The sequence below is a fragment of the Pseudomonas sp. MSSRFD41 genome, assembly GCF_014230245.1.
Classification (GTDB): domain Bacteria; phylum Pseudomonadota; class Gammaproteobacteria; order Pseudomonadales; family Pseudomonadaceae; genus Aquipseudomonas; species Aquipseudomonas piscis.
This window is the reverse complement of the sequence record NZ_JACKZK010000002.1, coordinates 236,292-259,896: the sequence shown is the minus strand read 5'-3', so window position 1 is coordinate 259,896 and position 23,605 is coordinate 236,292. Positions and strand designations below refer to the sequence as shown.

At 64.6% G+C, this 23,605-nt stretch carries 16 protein-coding genes and 2 pseudogenes; 12 read left to right on the top strand and 6 right to left on the bottom strand.

Annotated elements, in window-relative coordinates:
- Positions 1-11 precede the first annotated feature (11 nt).
- Positions 12-857, bottom strand: a complete 846-nt coding sequence (locus tag H7A76_RS04850) for a 23S rRNA (adenine(2030)-N(6))-methyltransferase RlmJ (protein ID WP_185697452.1) — start codon at positions 855-857, stop codon at positions 12-14.
- Between the two features lie 254 nt (positions 858-1,111).
- Here H7A76_RS04850 and H7A76_RS04845 point away from each other — a divergent pair, with 254 nt between their 5' ends.
- Positions 1,112-2,383: an O-acetylhomoserine aminocarboxypropyltransferase/cysteine synthase family protein gene (locus tag H7A76_RS04845; RefSeq protein ID WP_185697451.1), complete on the top strand. Its 1,272-nt coding sequence runs from the start codon at positions 1,112-1,114 to the stop codon at positions 2,381-2,383.
- A 129-nt stretch (positions 2,384-2,512) separates the two neighbouring features.
- On the top strand, positions 2,513-3,007 hold the full coding sequence (locus H7A76_RS04840) for a DUF2165 family protein (RefSeq protein ID WP_185697450.1): 495 nt from the start codon (positions 2,513-2,515) through the stop codon (positions 3,005-3,007).
- Between the two features lie 141 nt (positions 3,008-3,148).
- Here H7A76_RS04840 and putP read toward each other — a convergent pair whose 3' ends face one another.
- A complete protein-coding gene (putP, locus tag H7A76_RS04835; RefSeq protein WP_185697449.1) occupies positions 3,149-4,633 on the bottom strand; it encodes a sodium/proline symporter PutP in 1,485 nt (494 codons plus the stop codon).
- 461 nt (positions 4,634-5,094) lie between these two features.
- Here putP and putA point away from each other — a divergent pair, with 461 nt between their 5' ends.
- Both putA and H7A76_RS04825 read left to right on the top strand, forming a co-directional pair.
- Positions 5,095-9,048 (top strand): trifunctional transcriptional regulator/proline dehydrogenase/L-glutamate gamma-semialdehyde dehydrogenase, encoded by a 3,954-nt coding sequence (gene putA / locus H7A76_RS04830; RefSeq protein ID WP_185697448.1) that lies wholly within the window; start codon positions 5,095-5,097, stop codon positions 9,046-9,048.
- Between the two features lie 185 nt (positions 9,049-9,233).
- Positions 9,234-11,036, top strand: a complete 1,803-nt coding sequence (locus H7A76_RS04825; RefSeq protein ID WP_185697447.1) for an acyl-CoA dehydrogenase — start codon at positions 9,234-9,236, stop codon at positions 11,034-11,036.
- A gap of 76 nt (positions 11,037-11,112) precedes the next feature.
- Here H7A76_RS04825 and H7A76_RS04820 read toward each other — a convergent pair whose 3' ends face one another.
- Positions 11,113-11,415: a cell division protein ZapA gene (locus H7A76_RS04820; protein ID WP_185697446.1), complete on the bottom strand. Its 303-nt coding sequence runs from the start codon at positions 11,413-11,415 to the stop codon at positions 11,113-11,115.
- Entirely contained in the window at positions 11,412-11,642 is a 231-nt protein-coding gene (locus H7A76_RS04815) for a hypothetical protein (protein WP_185697445.1), read from the bottom strand. Before H7A76_RS04815 ends, H7A76_RS04820 begins: the two co-directional genes overlap by 4 nt.
- 310 nt (positions 11,643-11,952) lie before the next feature.
- Between H7A76_RS04815 and H7A76_RS32725 the strand changes: the two are divergent.
- From H7A76_RS32725 to selO, 7 genes and pseudogenes are all read left to right on the top strand, one after another.
- A pseudogene (locus tag H7A76_RS32725) lies at positions 11,953-12,723 on the top strand (MCP four helix bundle domain-containing protein); the annotation flags it as partial.
- Positions 12,706-13,578, top strand: a complete 873-nt coding sequence (locus H7A76_RS32720; RefSeq protein ID WP_409519179.1) for a methyl-accepting chemotaxis protein — start codon at positions 12,706-12,708, stop codon at positions 13,576-13,578. The pseudogene H7A76_RS32725 and the gene H7A76_RS32720, both read left to right, overlap by 18 nt.
- 161 nt (positions 13,579-13,739) lie before the next feature.
- Positions 13,740-14,537: pseudogene (locus H7A76_RS32715) on the top strand (MCP four helix bundle domain-containing protein); the annotation flags it as partial.
- Positions 14,520-15,392 (top strand): methyl-accepting chemotaxis protein, encoded by an 873-nt coding sequence (locus H7A76_RS32710; RefSeq protein ID WP_409519178.1) that lies wholly within the window; start codon positions 14,520-14,522, stop codon positions 15,390-15,392. The pseudogene H7A76_RS32715 and the gene H7A76_RS32710, both read left to right, overlap by 18 nt.
- A gap of 166 nt (positions 15,393-15,558) precedes the next feature.
- The gene (locus tag H7A76_RS04800; protein ID WP_185697442.1) at positions 15,559-17,301 is read left to right on the top strand and encodes a potassium/proton antiporter; all 1,743 of its coding nucleotides are present in this window, start codon (positions 15,559-15,561) and stop codon (positions 17,299-17,301) included.
- Positions 17,302-17,369: 68 nt separating this feature from the next.
- Positions 17,370-20,696, top strand: coding sequence for a mechanosensitive channel MscK (gene mscK / locus H7A76_RS04795; protein WP_185697441.1), 3,327 nt, complete (start codon positions 17,370-17,372; stop codon positions 20,694-20,696).
- A 69-nt stretch (positions 20,697-20,765) separates the two neighbouring features.
- A complete protein-coding gene (gene selO, locus H7A76_RS04790) occupies positions 20,766-22,229 on the top strand; it encodes a protein adenylyltransferase SelO (RefSeq protein ID WP_185697440.1) in 1,464 nt (487 codons plus the stop codon).
- Between the two features lies 1 nt (position 22,230).
- Here selO and H7A76_RS04785 read toward each other — a convergent pair whose 3' ends face one another.
- Positions 22,231-22,632, bottom strand: a complete 402-nt coding sequence (locus tag H7A76_RS04785) for a type II toxin-antitoxin system HigA family antitoxin (RefSeq protein WP_152899074.1) — start codon at positions 22,630-22,632, stop codon at positions 22,231-22,233.
- A 2-nt stretch (positions 22,633-22,634) separates the two neighbouring features.
- Positions 22,635-22,925 carry a type II toxin-antitoxin system HigB family toxin gene (locus tag H7A76_RS04780; protein WP_085595595.1) on the bottom strand — a complete coding sequence of 97 codons (291 nt, stop codon included), beginning with the start codon at positions 22,923-22,925 and terminating at the stop codon, positions 22,635-22,637.
- 227 nt (positions 22,926-23,152) lie between these two features.
- On the opposite strand from H7A76_RS04780, the gene trxC reads away from it, so the two are divergent.
- Complete coding sequence (trxC, locus tag H7A76_RS04775) at positions 23,153-23,587, top strand: thioredoxin TrxC (RefSeq protein ID WP_185697439.1); 435 nt, start codon at positions 23,153-23,155, stop codon at positions 23,585-23,587.
- The last annotated feature ends 18 nt before the right edge of the window (positions 23,588-23,605 follow it).

Genomic DNA, 23,605 nt, shown 5'->3' with positions numbered 1-23,605 from the left:
CAGCTTGCAACTTACCGCTGCTCTTCGGCGATCAGCCAGTCCATCTGCCAGCCGCCCTGGGTCTGGCCGAGCTTTTGCGACAGCCAGGGCAGCAGCTCGCGCAGTTCCTTCTCCAGGCCCCACGGCGGGTTGGCGATGGCCAGGCCCGAACCGTTGAGGCTGTTGGGCGTGTCCAGCGGATGCACCAGCAATTCCACCCGCAGCAGCTTCGGCGCGCCAGTGCCGGCCAGGTCCTGGTAGAAACGGCGCAGGGCGCGCTGGTCCTTGACCGGATACCAGATGGCCGCCACGGTCTGGCGCATGCGACCGATGGCTTCCTTCATCGACGCGGCGCAACGCTGCATCTCGTCGAGCTGCTCGAACGGCGGGTCGATCAACATCACCGCCCGCTTCTCCGCCACCGGCAGCAGCGCCCGGGCCACATGCCAGCCCTCGCCCAGGTGTACCGCCACTCGCCGGTCGCCCTTCATGTTGTCCTTGAGCAGCAGGCCATCCTCGGGATGCTTCTCGTTGAGCAGCGCCCGGTCCTGGTTGCGCATCAGGCGCCGGGCCAGCTCCGGGGAACCGGGGTAGTAGCGCAGCTCGCCATCCGGGTTCAGCCGGCGCAGCACGCGCATGTAGTCGGCGGTCAGCTCCGGCAGGTCGTCCGCGCCCCACAGCCGGGCGATGCCCTCCAGGTACTCGCCGGTGCGTGTCGCCTGGTCGCCCTTGAGGTCGTACAGGCCGATACCGGCATGACTGTCGATATAGGCGAACGGCTGCTCCTTGCGCGACATCAGGGCGATGAGGCGGGTCAGGGTCAGGTGTTTGAAGACGTCGGCGTGATTGCCGGCATGGAAGGCGTGACGATAGTTCATGGTTGCTCCTGCGCAGGAGCGCAAGTTTACCCTGTGCCAAGGACCGCGTCAGGACAGGCCATCGCATTCGCCCAGCACGGCGCGCCAGCTTGCCCATCCGCCACGCCTGATGGACACTGACCCGCCTGCCGCGACCAAGCGGCAGTGCACCAAGCGGTTGCTGGCGACTCAGACACAAGGGACCACTGACTGCTGTACGGGCACGACCCTGCCTGGCTGTGCTCATTAATGGACTGCTACTGAGTTGAGAATTTATGAAAGACGCAACGATTGCGCTGCACCATGGATTCAAGTCGGACCCCGCCACCAAGGCCGTGGCCGTGCCCATCTACCAGAACGTCGCCTTCGAGTTCGACAACGCCCAGCACGGTGCCGACCTGTTCAACCTCGATGTGCCGGGCAACATCTATACCCGGATCATGAATCCCACCAACGATGTGCTGGAACAGCGCATCGCCGCCCTGGAAGGCGGGGTCGCGGCGCTGGCGGTATCGGCCGGTAGCGCCGCGATCCACTACGCCATCCAGACCCTGACCCAGGCCGGCGACAACATCGTCTCCACCCCGCAACTGTACGGCGGCACCTATACCCTGTTCGCCCACCTGCTGCCCAGCTTCGGCGTCGAAGTGCGCTTCGCCCGCGACGACTCCCCCGAGGCCATCGCCGAACTGATCGACGACAACACCAAGGCGGTGTACTGCGAGAGCATCGGCAACCCGGCGGGCAACATCGTCGATATCGAAGGCCTGGCCCAGGTCGCCCACGCCCGGGGCGTGCCGCTGATGGTGGACAACACCGTGGCCACGCCGATCCTGTGCAAGCCGATCCAGTTCGGCGCCGACATCGTCGTGCATTCGGTGACCAAGTACGTGGGTGGCCATGGCAACGCCCTGGGCGGCGTGATCGTCGACAGTGGCAACTTCCCCTGGGCCGAGCACCCACGGAAGTTCGCCAGCCTCAATACCCCCGAGCCGGCCTATCACGGCGTGGTCTACACCGAGAAGTTCGGCCCGGCGGCCTTCGTCGCCCGGGCCCGCACCGTGCCGCTGCGCAACACCGGCGCGGCCCTGGCGCCCATGAATGCCTTCCTGTTGCTGCAAGGCCTGGAGACCCTGGCCCTGCGCATGGAGCGCCATACCGACAACGCCCTCAAGGTGGCGCAGTTCCTCAAGGCCCACCCGCTGGTGGCCTGGGTCAGCTATGCGGGCCTGGAGGACCATCCGCATCACGAACTGGCGCGCAAATACATGCAGGGCAAGCCGTCGGCGATCCTCTCCTTCGGCCTCAAGGGCGGCTACGAGGCGGGCGTACGTTTCTACGATGCGCTGCAGATCTTCAAGCGCCTGGTGAACATCGGCGACGCCAAGTCCCTGGCCTGCCACCCGGCCTCCACCACCCACCGGCAGATGAACGAACAGGAACAGGCCAAGGCCGGGGTCAAGCCGGAGATGATCCGCCTCTCGGTGGGTATCGAAGCCATCGAGGACCTGCTCGAAGACCTGGACCAGGCCCTGCGCCAAGCCTGATCCAAACCGGCCCCGCCCGCACCGGCGGGGCCCTTGCTCCTCTTTCCCCGCGCCACTAAGCTGCCCTCGCCATACCCTCCCAGGATCCCCCTCCCCCCAAGGATCGTTTCCCTATCAAAGGACCCTGACATGCTCGTGCGCTACGTAAAGATCACCATGACCCTCGCGGTCGCCGCCTTCGCCCTGCTGGTGGCCTACAACAACATCAGCGACTACGGTTCCAACTTCGCCTTCGTCCAGCACGTGCTGAGCATGGACAGCGTCTTTGCGGGCAGCAGCGCTACCGGCCGGGCCATCACCCAGCCGCTGCTGTGGAATGCCGGCTACTGGCTGATCATCGCCGGCGAAGCCGCGACCGGCGTGCTGCTGGTGCTCGGCGGCGCCCGCCTGTGGCGTGCACGCCACGGCGCTGCCTGCGACTTCAATCGCGCCAAGCATTGGGCCATCGCCGGCTTCTGCCTGGGTTTCTGCGTCTGGTTCTTCGGTTTCATGGTGGTGGGCGGGGAGTGGTTCATGATGTGGCAGTCCGCCACCTGGAACGGCCAGGAAGCGGCGTTCAAGTTCTACATGGCGATCCTCGGCGTGCTGATCTTCCTCAACCAGCCCGACGCTGAGCTGCACTGAGCCGCGCCCGCCACGGCCACCCTTCTCTACGTTCGCTCGCAGCCTGCTGCGGCTTCAGAAGGCGAAAAAAACGGCCCGCTGCGTCACCGCGGCGGGCCGTTTTCATTGTGTCCCCGAAAAGACAGGGGCCGGATCAGGCACTCAGTGGTTGAGCTTGAAATCCTTCTCGGCGGCTTCGAAGCGCTGGACCATGCCGGCACTCGGTGCGCCCAGCTTGCTCACCAGGACGATCGCCAGGCTGGCGAAGATGAAGCCCGGGATGATTTCGTACAGGCCCAGCAGGGCGAAGTGCTTCCACAGGATCACGGTCACGGCGCCGACCACGATCCCAGCCAGTGCGCCGTTGCGGGTCATGCCTTTCCACAGGACCGAGATCAGCACCACAGGACCGAAGGCCGCGCCGAAACCGGCCCAGGCATAGCTCACCAGGCCCAGTACGCGGTTTTCCGGGTTGGCGGCCATGGCGATGGCGACCAGCGCCACCACCAGCACCATGGCCCGGCCGACCCAGACCAGTTCCAGCTGGGACGCGCCCTTGCGCAGGAACGCCTTGTAGAAGTCTTCGGTCAGGGCGCTGGAGCACACCAGCAGCTGGCAGCTCAGGGTACTCATGACCGCCGCCAGGATGGCCGACAGCAGCACACCGGCGATCCATGGGTTGAACAGCAGCTTGGCCAGTTCGATGAACACCCGCTCAGGGTTCTCGGTCACAGGACCGGCCACGTCGGGATGCGCCGAGAAGTAGGCGATGCCGAAGAAGCCCACGGCCACGGTACCGCCCAGGCACAGGATCATCCAGGTCATGGAGATGCGACGGGCGTTGGCGATCGACTTGACCGAATCGGCGGCCATGAAGCGCGCCAGGATGTGCGGTTGGCCGAAGTAGCCCAGGCCCCAGCCCATCAGCGAGACGATGCCGATGAAGGTGGTGTTCTTGAGCATGTCGAAGCTGGTGGGGTCCTTGGCCTCGATGGCCAGGAAGGTGGTGTCGACGCCACCGGTGGCCAGCAGCACGATGATCGGCGTGAGGATCAGGGCGAAGATCATCAGCGTGGCTTGCACGGTGTCGGTCCAGCTCACCGCCAGGAAGCCGCCGACGAAGGTGTAGGCGATGGTGGCCGCCGCACCGGCCCACAGCGCGGTCTCGTAGGACATGCCGAAGGTGCTTTCGAACAGGCGGGCGCCGGCGACGATGCCGGAAGCGCAGTAGATGGTGAAGAACACCAGGATCACCACCGCGGAGATGATCCGCAGCAGGCCGCTCTTGTCTTCGAAGCGGCTGGAGAAGTAGTCCGGCAGGGTCAGCGCGTCACCGTTGTGCTCGGTCTGTACCCGCAGGCGACCGGCCACGAATAGCCAGTTCAGGTAGGCACCGGCGATCAGGCCGATGGCGATCCAGCTCTCGGACAGGCCGGACATGTAGATGGCGCCCGGCAGGCCCATCAGCAACCAGCCACTCATGTCGGAAGCGCCGGCGGAAAGCGCGGTCACCACGCTACCCAGGCTGCGGCCACCAAGAATGTAGTCGGAAAGGTTGTTGGTGGAGCGATAGGCCATGAAGCCGATCAGCACCATTGCCGCGATGTAGATCACGAACGTGATCAGGGTTGGATTGCTTGCACTCATGAATAACGCCCTGGCTTTGTTTTTATGGTGCGGCGGTCACTGCCCCACGCCACCAAACGAGGTTGCTTGGGAAACGTTCAGGCGTGCCGCGCATTTATGACTGATGTTTCCCCAGGAAAGCCACCAGCCGATGCCCCAGTCGCGAAGACGGTTGCACCTTGGGCGCGAATCCTATGCAACAAAATGAATAAGGTGCAACCGATTTGACGTGAATCAGTTGCACCTTGTCGATAAATCAGCGGTTGTTGACGTTTTTGCTCCTTTTGGGAGCAAGGAAAATCTTTTTCAGAAGCGAATGCACCAGATCGACTCCCTACTTTGTGTAGCGGAATTTTATTCCTGACAAGCTGCGGTTTTTTCCCGGTAAAAATGGGTTGCACCCGGTTGCACCTGCTTCGGCTCGCGGATAATCTTGCCGCCAGCTGATGCCACACTCGCGTGGCAAACATGAGGATAAAAATATGGCTACCACCACCCTCGGGGTCAAACTCGACGACCCTACCCGCGAACGTCTCAAGGCGGCCGCGGCCTCGATTGATCGGACTCCGCACTGGCTGATCAAGCAGGCGATCTTCAATTACCTGGAGAAACTCGAGGGTGGTGCAACCCTGACCGAGCTGAGCAACGCCATCGCTCGCGACGGCGACGACGCCGGCGAAGTGATCACCGACCATGCTCACCAATGCTTCCTCGAATTCGCCGAGAGCATCCTGCCGCAATCGGTACTGCGCGCCTCCATCACCGCGGCCTATCGCCGGCCAGAGCCGGAGGTAGTGCCGATGCTGCTGGAGCAGGCGCGCCTGCCGGCCACCACCGCCGAGGCCGCCAACAAGCTGGCCGCCTCCATCGCCGAAAAACTGCGCAACCAGAAGAGCGCCGGCGGCCGGGCCGGCATCGTCCAGGGCCTGCTGCAGGAGTTTTCCCTGTCGTCCCAGGAAGGCGTGGCGCTGATGTGCCTGGCCGAGGCCCTGCTGCGCATCCCCGACAAGGGCACCCGCGACGCGCTGATCCGCGACAAGATCAGCACCGGCAACTGGCAGCCGCACCTGGGCAACAGCCCGTCGCTGTTCGTCAACGCCGCCACCTGGGGCCTGCTGCTCACCGGCAAGCTGGTGTCGACCCACAACGAAGCGGGCCTGACCTCCTCCCTGAGCCGCATCATCGGCAAGAGCGGCGAGCCGATGATCCGCAAGGGCGTGGACATGGCCATGCGCCTGATGGGCGAGCAGTTCGTCACCGGCGAGACCATCGCCGAAGCCCTGGCCAACGCCAGCAAGTTCGAAGCCAAGGGCTTCCGCTACTCCTACGACATGCTCGGTGAAGCGGCACTGACCGAGCACGACGCGCAGAAATACCTGGCGTCCTACGAGCAGGCCATCCACTCGATCGGCAAAGCCTCCCACGGTCGCGGCATCTACGAAGGCCCGGGCATCTCGATCAAGCTTTCGGCCCTGCATCCGCGCTATAGCCGTGCCCAGTACGAGCGCGTGATGGAAGAGCTGTACCCACGCCTGCTGTCCCTGACCCTGCTGGCCAAGCAGTACGACATCGGCCTGAACATCGACGCCGAGGAAGCCGACCGCCTGGAGCTGTCCCTGGACCTGCTCGAGCGCCTGTGCTTCGAGCCGCAACTGGCCGGCTGGAACGGTATCGGCTTCGTGATCCAGGCTTACCAGAAGCGCTGCCCGTACGTGATCGACTACGTCATCGACCTGGCGCGCCGCAGCCGCCACCGCCTGATGATCCGCCTGGTGAAGGGCGCCTACTGGGACAGCGAGATCAAGCGCGCCCAGGTCGAGGGCCTGGAAGGCTACCCGGTCTACACCCGCAAGGTGTACACCGACGTCTCCTACATCGCTTGCGCGCGCAAGCTGCTGTCGGTGCCGGAAGTCATCTACCCGCAATTCGCCACGCACAACGCCCATACCCTGTCCGCGATCTACCATATCGCCGGCCAGAACTACTACCCCGGCCAGTACGAGTTCCAGTGCCTGCACGGCATGGGTGAGCCGCTGTACGAACAAGTGGTGGGCAAGGTCGCCGACGGCAAGCTGAACCGCCCATGCCGCGTCTACGCTCCGGTGGGCACCCACGAGACCCTGCTGGCCTACCTGGTCCGCCGCCTGCTGGAAAACGGCGCCAACACCTCGTTCGTCAACCGTATCGCCGACCAGTCGATCTCGATCCAGGAACTGGTGGCCGACCCGGTCAGCCAGATCGAGCAGATGGCCACCCTGGAAGGCGGCGTCGGCCTGCCGCACCCGCGCATCCCGCTGCCGCGCGACCTGTACGGCACCGACCGCGCCAACTCGGCCGGCATCGACATGGCCAACGAGCATCGCCTGGCGTCGCTGTCCTGCGCCCTGCTGGCCACTGCCCATAACGACTGGAAGGCCGCGCCGATGCTCGGCTGCCCGGCCAGCGACGAGCCCGCGACCCCAGTGCTCAACCCGTCCGACCACCGCGACGTGGTGGGCCACGTCCAGGAAGCCACCGTCGCCGACGTCGACAACGCCGTCCAATGCGCCCTCAATGCCGCACCGATCTGGCAGGCAACCCCGCCGGCCGAACGCGCGGCGATCCTGGAACGCGCCGCCGACCTGATGGAAGGCGAGATCCAGCCGCTGATGGGCCTGCTGGTCCGCGAGGCCGGCAAGACCTTCGCCAACGCCATCGCCGAAGTGCGCGAGGCCGTGGACTTCCTGCGCTACTACGCGGTGCAGGCCCGCAACGATTTCAGCAACGACGCCCACCGCCCGCTGGGCCCGGTGGTGTGCATCAGCCCGTGGAACTTCCCGCTGGCGATCTTCTCCGGCCAGGTGGCCGCAGCCCTGGCCGCCGGCAACCCGGTACTGGCCAAGCCTGCCGAGCAGACCCCGCTGGTGGCCGCCCAGGCCGTGCGCCTGATGCTGGAAGCCGGTATCCCCGAAGGCGTGCTGCAACTGCTGCCAGGCCGTGGCGAGACCGTCGGCGCCGGCCTGGTCGGCGACGAGCGGGTCAAGGGCGTGATGTTCACCGGCTCCACCGAAGTCGCCCGCCTGCTGCAACGCAACATCGCCGGACGCCTGGACAACCAGGGCCGGCCTATCCCGCTGATCGCCGAGACCGGTGGCCAGAACGCGATGATCGTCGATTCCTCGGCCCTGACCGAGCAGGTGGTGATCGACGTGGTGTCCTCGGCCTTCGACAGTGCCGGCCAGCGTTGCTCGGCCCTGCGCGTACTGTGCCTGCAGGAAGACTCCGCCGACCGCGTGATCGAGATGCTCAAGGGCGCCATGGCCGAAAGCCGCCTTGGCAACCCCGAGCGCCTGGCCGTGGACATCGGCCCGGTGATCGACGCCGAGGCCAAGGCCGGGATCGAGAAACACATCCAGGGCATGCGCGACAAAGGCCGTACCGTGTATCAGGTGGCCATTGCCGAAGGCGAGGAAATCAAGCGCGGCACCTTCGTCATGCCGACCCTGATCGAGCTGGAAAGCTTCGACGAACTGCAGCGCGAGATCTTCGGCCCGGTGCTGCACGTGGTGCGCTACAAGCGCAAGGACATCGACCAGCTGATCGCCCAGATCAACGCTTCCGGCTACGGCCTGACCCTGGGCGTGCATACCCGGATCGACGAGACCATCGCCAAGGTGGTGGACAACGTCAACGCCGGCAACATGTACGTCAACCGCAACATCGTCGGTGCCGTGGTCGGCGTGCAGCCATTCGGTGGCGAAGGCCTGTCGGGCACCGGCCCGAAAGCCGGCGGCCCGCTGTACCTGTACCGCCTGCTGTCGACCCGTCCGGTGGACGCCATCGAGCAGTCCTTCGTCCGTGCCGACGCCATCAGCGCCCCGGACCTGCGCCTGCGCGAGTCGCTGCTCAAGCCGCTGTCGGCCCTGCAAGCCTGGGCCGACAGCGCCAAGCTGGCGGAACTCTCGGCCCTGTGCAAACAGTTCGCCGGGCAGTCGCAGAGCGGGATCACCCGGCAGCTGGCCGGCCCGACCGGCGAGCGCAACAGCTACGCCATCCTGCCCCGCGAGCACGTGCTGTGCCTGGCGGAAATCGAAGGCGACCTGCTGACGCAACTGGCGGCGGTACTGGCCGTCGGCGGTTCGGCGGTCTGGCCGGAAAACGCCGTGTCCAAGGCCCTGTTCGGCCGCCTGCCCCGGGAAGTCCAGGTCCGCATCAAGCGCGTGGCCGACTGGACCAAGGATGAGGCCGTGTTCGACGCGGTCCTGCACCACGGCGACTCCGACCAGCTGCGCGGCGTCTGCCAGCAGGTGGCCCAGCGCGCCGGTGCCATCGTCGGCGTCCAGGGCCTGTCCCAGGGCGAAACCGCGGTCGCCCTGGAACGCCTGGTGATCGAACGCGCCCTGAGCGTCAACACCGCGGCGGCCGGCGGCAACGCCAGCCTGATGACCATCGGTTAAAAGCAGCGGCAAGCTACAAGCGGCAAGCAGGGGCAACGGCCTTTGCTTGCCGTTTTTGCTTCTGGCTCTGGCTTGCAGCTTGCCGCTTGGTTTCTCCTGCTTCATCACGCCTATCAATCTTCCTATCCGACCTTCATTCACAGGTCTAGACTCGGCTCATTTCCTCAATCAACAGGTAAGCCGCCATGTCCGAGACCTTGCTCAGTTCCCGCAATCTGGCTTTTGAACTGTATGAGGTGCTCGATGCCGAGGGCCTGACCCAGCGCGAACGGTTTGCCGAACACAATCGCGAAACCTTCGACGCCGCCCTGGGTACCGCCCGCAGCATCGCCGAGAAGTACTTCGCCCCGCACAACCGCAAGGGCGACGAGCACGAACCGCGTTATGAAAACGGCCAGGCGGTATTGATCCCCGAAGTGAAGCCGGCGGTGGACGCCTTTCTCGAGGCCGGCTTCCTCAACGCTACCCGCGACTTCGAGGCCGGCGGCATGCAACTGCCGACCCTGCTGTCCCAGGCCTGCTTCGCCCACTTCCAGGCGGCCAACGTCGGCAGCTCCGCCTACCCCTTCCTGACCATGGGCGCAGCCAGCCTGATCGAGAGCTTCGGTAGCCAGGAGCAGAAACAGCGCTTTTTGCAGCCGATGATCGACGGTCGCTTCTTCGGCACCATGGCCCTGACCGAACCCCACGCCGGCTCCTCGCTGTCGGATATCCGCACCCGCGCCGAACCGGCCGGCGACGGCAGCTACCGGATCAAGGGCAACAAGATCTTCATCTCCGGCGGCGACCACTCGCTGGCGCAGAACATCGTGCACATGGTGCTGGCCAAGCTGCCGGATGCACCGCCCGGGGTGAAGGGCATCTCGCTGTTCATCGTGCCCAAGTTCCTGGTCAACGCCGATGGCTCCCTGGGCCAGCGCAACGACGTGCTGCTGGCCGGCCTGTTCCACAAGATGGGCTATCGCGGCACCACTTCGACTGCGCTGAACTTCGGCGATAACGGCGAGTGTGTCGGCTATCTGGTGGGCAAGCCCCATGCTGGCCTGTCCTACATGTTCCAAATGATGAACGAGGCGCGCATCGGCGTCGGCATGGGGGCGGTGATGCTCGGCTATGCCGGCTACCTGTACTCCCTGGAATACGCTCGTGAACGCCCGCAGGGACGCCTGCCAGATGGCAAGGACCCGAGCGCGCCCCAGGTGGCGATCATCCAGCACGCCGACGTGCGCCGGATGCTGCTGGCCCAGAAGGCCTATGTCGAAGGCGCATTCGACCTGGGCCTGTACGCGGCCCGGTTATTCGACGACACCACCACCCTGGACGATGAGGCCGGACGCCAGCAGGCCCACGAGTTGCTGGACCTGCTGACCCCGATCGTCAAGTCCTGGCCTTCAGAGTTCTGCCTCAAGGCCAACGAACTGGCGATCCAGATCCTCGGCGGCCATGGCTACACCCGCGAGTATCCGGTGGAGCAGTACTACCGCGACAACCGCCTGAACCCGATCCACGAGGGCACCCACGGCATCCAGTCCCTGGACCTGCTGGGACGCAAGCTGGCACAGAATGGCGGCGCCGGGCTCAAGCGCCTGATCCGCCTGATCATCGAGACCTGCGGCCGCGCTCAGGCCCATTCCAGCCTGGACGCCCTGCGCCAGCCCCTGGAGCAACTGGTGGCGCGCCTGCAAACCGTGACCCTGGGCCTACTGGGCGACCTGGCCATTGGCAAGGTCACCGCAACCCTGGCCAACTCGGCGCTCTACCTGAAAGCCTTCGGCCATGCGGTGATTGGCTGGCGCTGGCTGGAGCAGGCGATCCGCGCCGAGGAAGGCCTGGCCCGGGGAGAGGCGGCGGATCGGGATTTCTACCTGGGCAAGCGGCAGGCTGCGCGCTATTTCCTGACCTGGGAAGTGCCCGGCTGCGAGCATGAACTGAGGCTCCTGGAAGCCCGGGACGACACTTGCCTGGCCATGCGCGACGAGTGGTTCTGAGCGCCACGGGCCCCGGCAAGCGTGTCGGGGCCTTTGCGTGATTCCAGCCGCTACGGGCTGAGGCGGCTCGGCGGTGTCAGTTCTGCTGGATGGTCTTGGCGATCACGTCGACCGTGGCGCTCACCTGTTCCTGGTAGCGCTCGAGTTCCTGTTCGTGACGCTTCTGCATTTCCAGTTGCTGGGAGCACAGGTTCATCGCCGCCAGCACCAGCAGGCGCTCGCCGATCAGGGTCGGGAATTTTTTCTTGGTATCGGCCAGGGTGGCCTGGAGCATCTGCACTGCATCCATCAGGACCTGTTCCTGCCCGGCCGGCGCCTTGAGCGAATAGTCCTCGCCAAGGATCGTGACCACTCTCACCCCATCGCTGTGATGTCTCATGGGTTGGCCGGGCTCGCAGTGACGCGCTCAACCAGGGCCTGGATGCGGGCAGCGGTGGCACCGTGCTTCTCTTCCTGCTCCATCAGGTTCAGTTGCAGGCTTTCGTTCTCATCCTTGGCCTGGGCCAGTTGTGCCTTGAGGGTTTCGTTCGTGCCGAGCAGTTCCTGGTTCTGTACCACCAGGTCGCTGACAAGCTGTTCCAATTGGCTGAGGGATGCTTCCAACATTTTGATCTTCCGGGCTTTTTGCAAAGGGCGCGTACGATAAAGAAAAGTCACCCTGGATGCCAGGGTTATCCAGGCGCAAGGCCTTGATTTTACTGGCGATGACCCTTCCGCGAGAGCTGCTAGAGACTGCCATTCTCCCCTGGGGTTCCTGCCCCCGGTCGGACGCTAGGACTTTTCTCGAAAAATCGGGCGAGCCAATGGAAATTTCTGAAACCGCTTTTGGCGGTTCAAGAAGCATTTTCTCCATGCGATAGCCCAGGTGCTTATCCATTTCTCAAAGCGCCAGTCGCGCTTCACACAGGTGAAAACAATGTCCCTGCGCACCATGAACATCGCCCCGCGAGCTTTCCTCGGATTCGCCCTGATCGGCTGCCTGATGCTGTTTCTCGGTGTCTTTGCGCTGAACCGGATGGGCAAGATCCACGCGGCCACCGAGCTGATCACCCAGGACACCCTCCCCAGCATCAAGAGCGTCGATGACTTCACCCAGTTGAGCCTGCGCCTGCGGGTCAATGCCTACCGCCTACTGGTCAATCGCGACCCCGAGGCCCAGCAAAAGGCGCTGGAGACCATCCTCGAACGCAACCAGGAGATCGACCAGATCCGTCCGCTCTACGAAGCCCTGATCAGCCTCCCCGAAGAGCGGGCCGCCTACGCCGAATACGTCAAGGCGCTGACCCGCCATCGCCAATTGGAAGGCCAGTTGATCGAGCTGTCGCGCAACGGCCAGCTGGAGGCCATGCAAGCGTTGCTCAACAATCAACTGCTGACCAACGCCGAGGCGATCAATAGCACTCTCAACCGCCTGGTACAGATCAATACCCGCTACTCCACCGCCGCCGCCGAGGAGGCTGCCAGGCAGTACCACAGCGCCTTCGAGCTGGTGGTGGCACTGCTGGTGCTGGCCAGCGGCCTGACCCTGCTGTTCGCCTGGCTGCTGACCCGCAGCATCACCCAGCCGATCGCCAAGGCCCTGGAAGCCGCCGAGGAGATCGCCGAGGGCAACCTGACCCGCCCGGTCCAGGCCGACGGCAGCGACGAGGCCGGCCGCCTGCTGCGGGCCATGGCCAAGATGCAGGAGAACCTGCGCGACACCCTGCAGCGCATCTCCGGCTCCGCCACCCAGCTGGCTTCCGCCGCCGAGGAGCTCAACAGCGTCACCGAGGAAAGCGCCCGTGGCCTGACCCAGCAGAACAACGAGATCGAGCAGGCCGCCACCGCGGTCAACGAAATGACCAGCGCCGTGGAAGAAGTGGCGCGCAACGCCGTCAGCACCTCCGAAGCCTCGAAGAACGCCACCGCCTCGGCCGGCGACGGCCGCGACCTGGTGCAGGAAACCGTGACCGCCATCGAACGCATGAGCGGCGACGTGCAGGACACCGCCAGCCTGATCGGCGACCTGGCCAACGAATCCCGCGACATCGGCAAGGTCCTGGACGTGATCCGCGGCCTGGCCGACCAGACCAACCTGCTGGCCCTCAACGCCGCCATCGAGGCCGCCCGTGCCGGCGAAGCCGGACGCGGGTTCGCCGTGGTCGCCGACGAGGTCCGCGCCCTGGCCCACCGCACCCAGCAGTCCACCAGCGAAATCGAACGCATGATCGGCAGCATCCAGAACGGCACCGAACAGGCCGTGGACTCCATGCGCAACAGCACCGAGCGCGCCGAGTCGACCCTGAACATCGCCCGGGGCGCCGGCCTGTCCCTGGACACCATCAACAGCGCGATCATCGAAATCAACGAGCGCAACCTGGTGATCGCCAGCGCCGCCGAAGAGCAGGCCCAGGTGGCCCGCGAAGTGGACCGCAACCTGGTGAACATCCGCGACTTGTCAGTGCAATCGGCCACCGGCGCCCACCAGACCAGCGCCGCCAGCAATGAACTGGCCAGCCTGGCCGTGGACCTGAATGGCCTGGTGGCGCGCTTCCGCCTCTGATCCGACGCCCTCGGCCCCGCCCCTGTTTGCAGGCCGGGCCCGGAATGAACGACCAGCGCAAGAGCCATCCGCGACACCCGCGCGAGCCTGAAATCCACGACAGGACTCAAGACTTTAGTCGTACGACCGATAAGTCACGGTAGATCAGTCTCAAGCCCCGCATGGATGCGCTCTTCCTGGTACCTATCATGTCCCTTCGTAATATGAATATCGCTCCGCGGGCCTTCCTCGGTTTTGCCATGATCGGCGGCTTGATGCTGATCCTCGGGGTTTTCGCCCTGAACCAGATGAGCAAGATTCGTGGCGCCGCCGAAGACATCACCCTGAGCAGCGTGCCGAGCATCCAGAGCCTGGACGAGTTCACCCAGCTGACCCTGCGCCTGCGGGTGCTGTCCTATCGCCTGCTGGTGAACCGTGAGCCGGATGTCCAGCAAAAGACCATGGAACTGCTGGATATGCGCAACCAGCAGATTCGCGCCGCTCAGGGCACCTATGAAAAGCTCATCACCGGCCCGGCGGAAAAAGCCGCCTATGACCAGTACGTCCAGTTGCTGGGCCAATACCGGCAGATCGAAGAACGGATGAAGAGCCTGTCGCGCAACAACCAGGTGGATGAGCTGCGCAACTTGCTCAACACCGAGTTGCTGAACAACTCCGAAGCGATCAACGCCGTGCTCAACCACCTGATGGAGATCAACACCCAGCAAACGGTGGACACCAACCGCCAGGCCGCGGAGCAGTATTCGGCCGCGTTCAAGCTGGTGGTGCTTCTGTTGCTCCTGGCCACTGGCCTGACCCTGCTGTTCGCCTGGCTGCTGACCCGCAGCATCACCCAGCCGATCGCCAAGGCCCTGGAAGCCGCCGAGGAGATCGCCGAGGGCAACCTGACCCGCCCGGTCCAGGCCGACGGCAGCGACGAGGCCGGCCGCCTGCTGCGGGCCATGGCCAAGATGCAGGAGAACCTGCGCGACACCCTGCAGCGCATCTCCGGCTCCGCCACCCAGCTGGCTTCCGCCGCCGAGGAGCTCAACAGCGTCACCGAGGAAAGCGCCCGTGGCCTGACCCAGCAGAACAACGAGATCGAGCAGGCCGCCACCGCGGTCAACGAAATGACCAGCGCCGTGGAAGAAGTGGCGCGCAACGCCGTCAGCACCTCCGAAGCCTCGAAGAACGCCACCGCCTCGGCCGGCGACGGCCGCGACCTGGTGCAGGAAACCGTGACCGCCATCGAACGCATGAGCGGCGACGTGCAGGACACCGCCAGCCTGATCGGCGACCTGGCCAACGAATCCCGCGACATCGGCAAGGTCCTGGACGTGATCCGCGGCCTGGCCGACCAGACCAACCTGCTGGCCCTCAACGCCGCCATCGAGGCCGCCCGTGCCGGCGAAGCCGGACGCGGGTTCGCCGTGGTCGCCGACGAGGTCCGCGCCCTGGCCCACCGCACCCAGCAGTCCACCAGCGAAATCGAACGCATGATCGGCAGCATCCAGAACGGCACCGAACAGGCCGTGGACTCCATGCGCAACAGCACCGAGCGCGCCGAGTCGACCCTGAACATCGCCCGGGGCGCCGGCCTGTCCCTGGACACCATCAACAGCGCGATCATCGAAATCAACGAGCGCAACCTGGTGATCGCCAGCGCCGCCGAAGAGCAGGCCCAGGTGGCCCGCGAAGTGGACCGCAACCTGGTGAACATCCGCGACTTGTCGGTGCAATCGGCCACCGGCGCCAACCAGACCAGTGCAGCCAGCAACGAGCTGTCGCGCCTGGCCGTGGACCTCAACAGCATGGTCGCCCGCTTCAACCTCTGAAGGCCCTCGAAAACCCGGCCAAAGCCCCGACGGATACCGTCCGCCGGGGCCTGCGTCGCTGCCATGAAAAGCTTTTGACAGCGGCACATTTCAGCAGGTTAGAATCGATGGCACGCAGACTGCATGGTCAGTTCGCGCCCGCCTTTTCCGCTCTGGAGTACTGCCTTTGAATGCGACGACCATCAACAGCCTGTTCTTGATCGGCGCGTTGCTGGTAGGTGCGAGCATCCTGGTCAGTTCCCTCTCCTCCCGCCTGGGCATCCCGATCCTGGTGATCATCCTTGCCGTGGGCATGACCGCCGGCGTCGACGGCGGCGGGATCATCTTCGACAACTATCCGACCGCCTACCTGGTGGGCAACCTGGCCCTGGCGGTGATCCTCCTGGACGGCGGCCTGCGCACCCGGGTCGCGAGCTTTCGCGTAGCCCTGTGGCCGGCGCTCTCGCTGGCCACGGTGGGCGTGCTGATCACCACCGGGCTGACCGGCATGGCCGCGGCCTGGCTATTCGACCTCAACCTGATCCAGGGCCTGCTGATCGGCGCCATCGTCGGCTCCACCGACGCCGCGGCAGTGTTCTCGCTATTGGGAGGCAAGGGCCTCAACGAGCGGGTGACGGCGAGCCTGGAGATCGAGTCCGGCAGCAACGACCCGATGGCGGTGTTCCTCACCGTGACCCTGATCGACATGCTCGCCAATGGCCATACCGGCTTGCACTTGAGCCTGCTGGTGGATCTGGTCCGCGAATTCGGCATCGGCGCGGTGATCGGCCTCGGCGGCGGCTGGCTGATGCTGCAGCTGGTCAATCGTATCCACCTGGCCAACGGCCTGTACCCGATCCTGGTGATCGCCGGCGGGCTGGTGGTGTTCGCCCTGACCAACGCCCTGCATGGCAGCGGTTTCCTCGCGGTGTACCTGTGCGGCCTGGTGATCGGCAACCGGCCGGTACGCAGCCGCCACGGCATCCTGCACATGCTCGACGGCATGGCCTGGCTGGCGCAGATCGGCATGTTCCTGGTGCTGGGGCTGCTGGTCACCCCCCACGACCTGCTGCCCATCGCCCTACCGGCCCTGGGCCTGGCATTGTGGATGATCCTGTTCGCCCGGCCGTTGTCGGTACTGGTGGGGCTGCTGCCATTCCGGGCCTTCCATGGCCGGGAAAAAGCCTTCATCTCCTGGGTCGGGCTGCGGGGCGCGGTACCGATCATTCTCGCGGTGTTCCCGCTGATGGCCGGCCTGCCCAACGCCCAGCTGTACTTCAACCTGGCGTTCTTCATCGTGCTGATCTCCCTGCTATTGCAGGGCACCAGCCTGCCGTGGGTGGCCAAGTGGCTGAAGGTCACGGTGCCGCCGGAGCCGGCACCGATTTCCCGGGCCGCCCTGGAAGTCCATGTCACCAGCGAGTGGGAGCTGTTCGTCTATCGCCTGGGCGCGGAGAAATGGTGCATCGGCGCAGCCCTGCGGGAACTGAAGATGCCCGAAGGCACGCGGATCGCCGCCCTGTTTCGCGGCCAGCAGTTGCTCCACCCGTCGGGTAGCACCGTGCTGGAGGCCGATGACCTGCTGTGCGTGATCGGCCATGAACACAACCTTCCGGCCCTGGGCAAACTCTTCAGCCAAGCCCCGGAACGCGGCCTGGACCTGCGCTTCTTCGGCGACTTCGTCCTCGAAGGCGACGCCCAGCTGGGCGCGGTCTCGGCGCTCTACGGCCTCAAGCTCGACGGCCAGGATGCGAACATGCCGCTGGCGGCATTCATCGCCCAGAAAGTCGGCGGTGCGCCGGTGGTCGGCGACCAGGTGGAGTGGAACAACACTATCTGGACCGTCGCAGTGATGGACGGGAACAAGATCGGCAAGGTCGGCGTCAGATTCCCCGAAGGAAGTCGCCCCGGCCCCGGACTCTTCCTCTAAACTCGCAAGCGCGGCAGGTTCCTACCAGCCAGCGCGCTCCTCTATTCCTACTTGCTTGACCGATATATATGCCGACCTTGCATAAGTTTTTCGCGATCGCCCTGCTGGGCCTGAGTCTCTCTGTCGGCGCCGCACAGGGCGGCGACCCGCCCAGCGCCGAGGCGGTCCAGCAAAGCCTGGACAAGATCGCCGAGCGCAAGCTGTCGGAGGTCGATCAGAAGGCCCTGCAGACCATTTTGCAGAACACCCTGAACCAACTGGCCAACCTGCAGGACTACGAACAGCGTCTGCCGGAACTCAAGCAGCAGTTGGCCAACGCTCCACGCCAGACCCTGGAAAACCAGCGCGAGCTGGAGCGCCTCAAGGCCAGCAAGGTGGTGCCGGTGACCCAGCGCTATGCCACGCTGAGCGTGACGCAGCTGGAGCAACTGCTGGCCGAGCGCACCACCGCCCAGGGTGAACTGCAAAAAGCCCTGGCCCAGGCCAACAGCCTGACCATCAGCGCCCAGACCCGCCCCGAACGGGCCCAGGCCGAGATCAGCAACGCCCAGACGCGAATCCTGCAGATCAACACCATCCTCAAGGCGGGCAAGGACAACGGCAAGCTGCTGAGCAGCGACCAGCGCAACCTGCTCAATGCCGAGCTGGCGGCGATCAATGCCTTGATCCCGCTGCGCCGCCAGGAACTGGCAGGCAACAGCCAGCTGCAAGACCTGGGCAGCAGCCAGCACGACCTGCTGGTAGAAAAGATCGCGCGCCTGGAGCAGGAAACCCAGGACCTGCAGACCCTGATCAACCAGAAGCGCCTGGCCCAGTCCCAGGAGACGGTCACCCAGCAATCCATCGAAGCGCAGAAAGCCGGCGGCAGCAGCCTGCTGGCCACCGAGAGCGCCATCAATCTCGAAGCCTCCGACTACTTGCTGCACTTCACCGACCAACTCAACGAACAGACCCAGCGCAACCTGCAGACCAAGCAGCAACTGGACAACGTGACCCAGGTCGCCGCGGCGCTGGACGAGCAGATCAGCGTGCTCAAGGGCAGCCTGTTGCTGTCCAAGATCCTCTACAAGCAGAAACAGGCCCTGCCCCGGCTGAAGGTCGACCGCGACCTGGCGAACAATATCGCCGATATCCGCCTCTACCAGTTCGAGGTCAGCCAGCAGCGCGAGCTGCTCAGCAGCCCCACCGCCTACGTCGACAACCTGCTCAAGAACCAGCCGCCCGAGCAAGTCACCCCGCAGTTGCGCAAGACCCTGCTGGAACTGGCCAATACCCGGGTCGACCTGCTGGACCGCCTGAACCGCGAATTGAGCGCACTGCTCAACGAGTCCATCACCCTGCAGCTGAACCAGAAGCAACTGCTCAGCACCACCCAGACCCTGCGGGCGACCCTCGACGAGCAGATGTTCTGGATCCCCAGCAACAAGCCACTGGACACCGCATGGCTGCGCCAGGTACCCGATCGCTTGCAGTACCAGGTCACCACCTTGCCCTGGGCCTCGAGCTTCAGCGAGCTGATCGACGCGCTGGTGCAGCAGCCCTTGCTGTTCCTGCCCCTGCTGCTGTTGATCGGCGCCCTGCTGTGGCGGCGCAAGAGCCTGTATGCGCGCCTGAGCAAGGTGCACAAGGATATCGGCCACTTCAAACGTGACAGCCAGTGGCACACGCCCCTGGCGATCCTGGTCAACGTCCTGCTGGCGATGCCCCTGGCCCTGGGCCTGGCGCTGTGCGGCTATGCCTTGCAGATCGATGCCCGGGGGCAGAACGCCACCCTGGGCGCGGCGCTGTTGCAGATCGCCCAGGCCTGGCTGGTGTTCTACACCGCCTATCGGATCCTCGCTCCCGGTGGTGTGGCCGAGTTGCATTTCCGCTGGGAGAAACCCCAGGTGGAGTTCCTGCGTGGCTGGATCCGCCGCCTGGGCCTGGTGGTCCTGGCCCTGGTGGCGGTGGTCACGGTGGCCGAGTTGCAGCCCGCGGCCCTGGCCGAGGATGTACTGGGCATCGCCGTGGTACTGACCTGCTATGCCCTGATGGCCTGGCTGCTCAGTCGCCTGCTGCTCAGCAGCCCGACCCACGAGAACGCCTCGCTGTTTCGCAAGGCCGTGGGCTTGCTGTTCACCCTGCTGCCGATCGCCTTGTTCATCGCGGTGTGCTTCGGCTTCTACTACACCGCCCTGAAGCTCAGCGACCGCCTGATCAACACCCTGTACCTCTTGATGCTGTGGCTGGTGGTCGAGGCCACCTTCGTGCGCGGCCTGGCCGTCGCGGCGCGGCGCCTGGCCTACCAGCGCGCCTTGAGCAAGCGCCAGGCGGCCAAGGAGGCCGGGGAAAGCGGTGAAGCGGTGGTCGAGGAGCCGACCATGGACATCGAGAAGGTCAACGAACAGTCCCTGCGCCTGATCCGCCTGGCCCTGCTGGGTGGCTTCATGGTGGCCCTGTATTGGGTCTGGGCCGACCTGATCTCGGTGTTCTCCTACCTGGACCGGGTGACCCTCTACGAGTACACCAGCGGCACCGGCGCCAACATGAGCATGGTGCCCATCAGCATCGGCGACCTGCTCGGCGCACTGATCATCGTCGGCATCACCTTCGCCCTGGCGCGCAACTTGCCGGGCCTGCTGGAAGTGCTGGTGCTGTCCAAGCTGAACCTGGCCCAGGGCAGTGCCTACGCCACCACCACCTTGCTCTCCTATGCCATTGCCGGGATCGGCTTCGTCACCACCCTGTCGACCCTCGGCGTCAGCTGGGACAAGTTGCAATGGCTGGTGGCCGCGCTATCGGTAGGCCTGGGCTTCGGCATGCAGGCGATCTTCGCCAACTTCATTTCCGGCATCATCATCCTGTTCGAGCGCCCGGTGCGGATCGGCGACACCATCACCATCGGCAACCTCTCGGGCACCGTGAGCCGGATCCGCATCCGCGCCACCACCATCACCGACTTCGACCGCAAGGACATCATCGTCCCGAACCAGACCTTCATCACCGGGCAACTGATCAACTGGTCGCTGACCGACACCATCACTCGCGTGACCCTGAAACTCGGCGTCGACTACGGCTCGGATCTGGACCTGGTCAAGGAACTGCTGCTCAAGGCCGCCCGGGAGAACCCACGGGTACTCAAGGAGCCGGAACCCCAGGTGTACTTCCTCAGTTTCGGCGAGAGCACCCTGGACCACGAACTGCGCATGCACGTGCGCGAACTGGGCGACCGCAACCCGGTGATCGACGAGGTCAACCGCTTCATCAGTCGCGAGTTCAAGAAGCAGCACATCAACATCTCGTTCCGGCAGATGGAGGTCTACCTCAAGAACCTCCACGGCCAGGAGTACAAGATGGTGCCCATTGGCCCGGAAAAACCCCAGGACCCACCAGCGCCGGAAAAGCCAGCCCCGTAACGCCCGGCGAACTCGACGCGAACGGCTTTGCCCAGCAGAATGGTCGGACATTCTGCTGGGAGATGGCCGTTGAAAGCCCTCGACGAACTGACCTTCGACAATCGCTTCGCCCGCCTGGGCGATGCCTTCTCGACCCATGTGCTGCCCGAGCCCCTGGACAACCCGCGCCTGGTGGTGGCCAGCCCGGCCGCCATGGCCCTGCTGGACCTGGACCCCGCCGTCGCCGAAAGCCCGGTGTTCGCCGAGCTGTTCGGCGGGCACAAGCTGTGGTCCGAGGCCGAACCCCGGGCGATGGTCTATTCCGGGCACCAGTTCGGCTCCTACAACCCCCAACTGGGGGACGGCCGTGGCTTGTTGCTGGGGGAAGTACGCAACGATGCCGGCCAATACTGGGACCTGCACCTGAAGGGCGCCGGCCAGACACCTTATTCGCGCATGGGCGATGGCCGTGCGGTGCTGCGTTCGTCGATCCGCGAGTTCCTCGCCTCCGAGGCCCTGCATGCCCTGGGTATTCCCAGTAGCCGGGCGCTGTGCGTGATCGGCTCGGACACCCCGGTATGGCGCGAGAAGCAGGAGCGCGGCGCCATGCTCCTGCGCCTGGCGCCCAGTCATATTCGCTTCGGGCATTTCGAATATTTCTACTACACGCGCAAGTCCGAGCAGCACACCCAGTTGGCGGAGTACGTACTGGCCCAGCACTTTCCCGACTGCCGGCACCAGCCCCAGCCCTACCTGGCGATGTTCCGCGAGATCGTCGAGGGCAATGCCGAGCTGATTGCCAAATGGCAAGCCTATGGTTTCTGCCATGGCGTGATGAACACCGACAACATGTCGATCCTGGGCATCACCTTCGACTTCGGCCCCTTCGCCTTCCTCGACGACTTCGATGCGCACTTTATCTGCAACCACTCCGACGACCAGGGCCGCTACTCCTTCAGCAACCAGGTGCCCATCGGCCAATGGAACCTCAGCGCCCTGGCCCAGGCCCTGACCCCATTGATTGCGGTCGAGGACCTGCGTGAAGCCCTGGGCCTGTTCCTGCCGCTGTACCAGGCCCACTACCTGGACCTGATGCGCCGGCGCCTGGGCCTGACCCAAGCCGAGGACGCCGACCAGCAACTGGTGGAACGGCTGCTGCAACTGATGCAGGGCAGCGCCGTGGACTACAGCCTGTTCTTCCGCCGCCTGGGAGACACGGCGCCGGAGCTGGCCGTGGCGCAGTTGCGTGACGACTTCGTCGATCTCAAGGGCTTCGATGCCTGGGCCGAGTCGTACGTCGCACGGGTGGCCCGCGATCCGCTGCAGGGCCAGGAACAGCGCCAGGCGCGCATGCACGCGGTCAACCCGCTGTACATCCTGCGCAACTACCTGGCGCAGCAGGCCATCGAGGCCGCGGAATCGGGCGACTACAGCGAAGTGCGGCGCCTGCACCAGGTGCTGAGCCGACCGTTCGAGGAACAGGCCGGCATGGACAACTACGCCAAGCGACCGCCGGACTGGGGCAAGCACCTGGAGATCAGTTGTTCGTCCTGAGTCAGGCGAACACTTCCATCGCCACCTTGAAGCGCTCGGACAGCCAGCGCACCTGCCGCAGGTTGAGCTGGCGCTTGCCACTGAGCACTTCGGAAACCACCGATTGCGCCCCGACCCCGGGCAGGTCGCTCTGGGTCAGGCCGTGCTCGCGCATCAAGTAACGCAGTACATCGATGCCACTAGCCTTGGGGATAGGCCGGTGTTCGAGGTCATAAGCCTCGATCCAGTCACCAATGATCTCCAGCAGGCTGTTCAGAGGATGAGCCTCATCATCCCCCGTAAGGTCCAGCAACTCATCCAGAGCCTGGACCAGTCGATCATAGTCTTCTTCGGTCCGAGGCTTGCGTAGCAATGGCGCAACGAATTGCCAGTGCTCGGCCGCCTGCTTGATCAACACACTCATTGTCATCCCTCCTTCCATTGCCCCCGGTCGTACTCACGGTGGTTCAATATGTACCTGATATAGAGTTTCTGGGTGGTGTAGCGCAGGACGGCAATCAACCTCAGCTTGTTGCCACCAACATCGAAGACATGCAATGGACCGACCTTGTCCACCGCCGGGAACATGGCCTTGATTGCCGAGAAATCGGCAAAGCTATTGCTCTTGATCAGTCGATACCAGTCATCCAGCGCCTTGGCCGACTGCGGCCATTTCTCCTTGGCCTCCCATATACGTTTTGCAGTGATCACTCGCATGCAATGTCCCTATCGCATATTGCTATGAAAGCTAGCCAGAAAGCCGGTCAATCGCAAGTTGCGATAATCATGAATAGACCAGCGGTCGATTTCCTGCCAATCCTAAGAGATAGGAGCCCAGGGACAGGGCTCCGATATGTGAGCGGATGCATCCACCGGCCCCGCGTCTTGATAAATCCGCGCCACGGCTCCAGATAGGTGCCATTGGCCACTGACCCGGAGCCCCCATGACCGACCCACTGCTGATCCCCTGCCCGCACTGCAACGGCCTCAACCGCATCCCCGCCGAGCGCCTGGGCGACCGCCCCAAGTGCGGGCGCTGCAAGGCCGAGGTGTTGCTGGACAAACCCTTTGACTTGCAACAGGGCGACTACGCCAGCCAGGTCAAGGGCGACCTGCCGCTGTTGGTGGATGTCTGGGCGGACTGGTGCGGGCCGTGCAAATCCTTTGCGCCGACCTTCCAGCAGGCCGCGGCGCAACTGAGCGGCAAATGCCGCCTGGCCAAGCTGGACAGCGAAGCCAACCAGCAGCTTTCGGCACAGTTGGGCATTCGCTCGATTCCAAGCCTGATCCTGTTCAAAAATGGCCGGGAAGTGGCCCGGCAAAGCGGTGCCCTGCCCTTGCCGCAGTTGATCGGCTGGTTGCGCAGCCAGGGGATTTGAGAGAGCGCCATGAAGCGC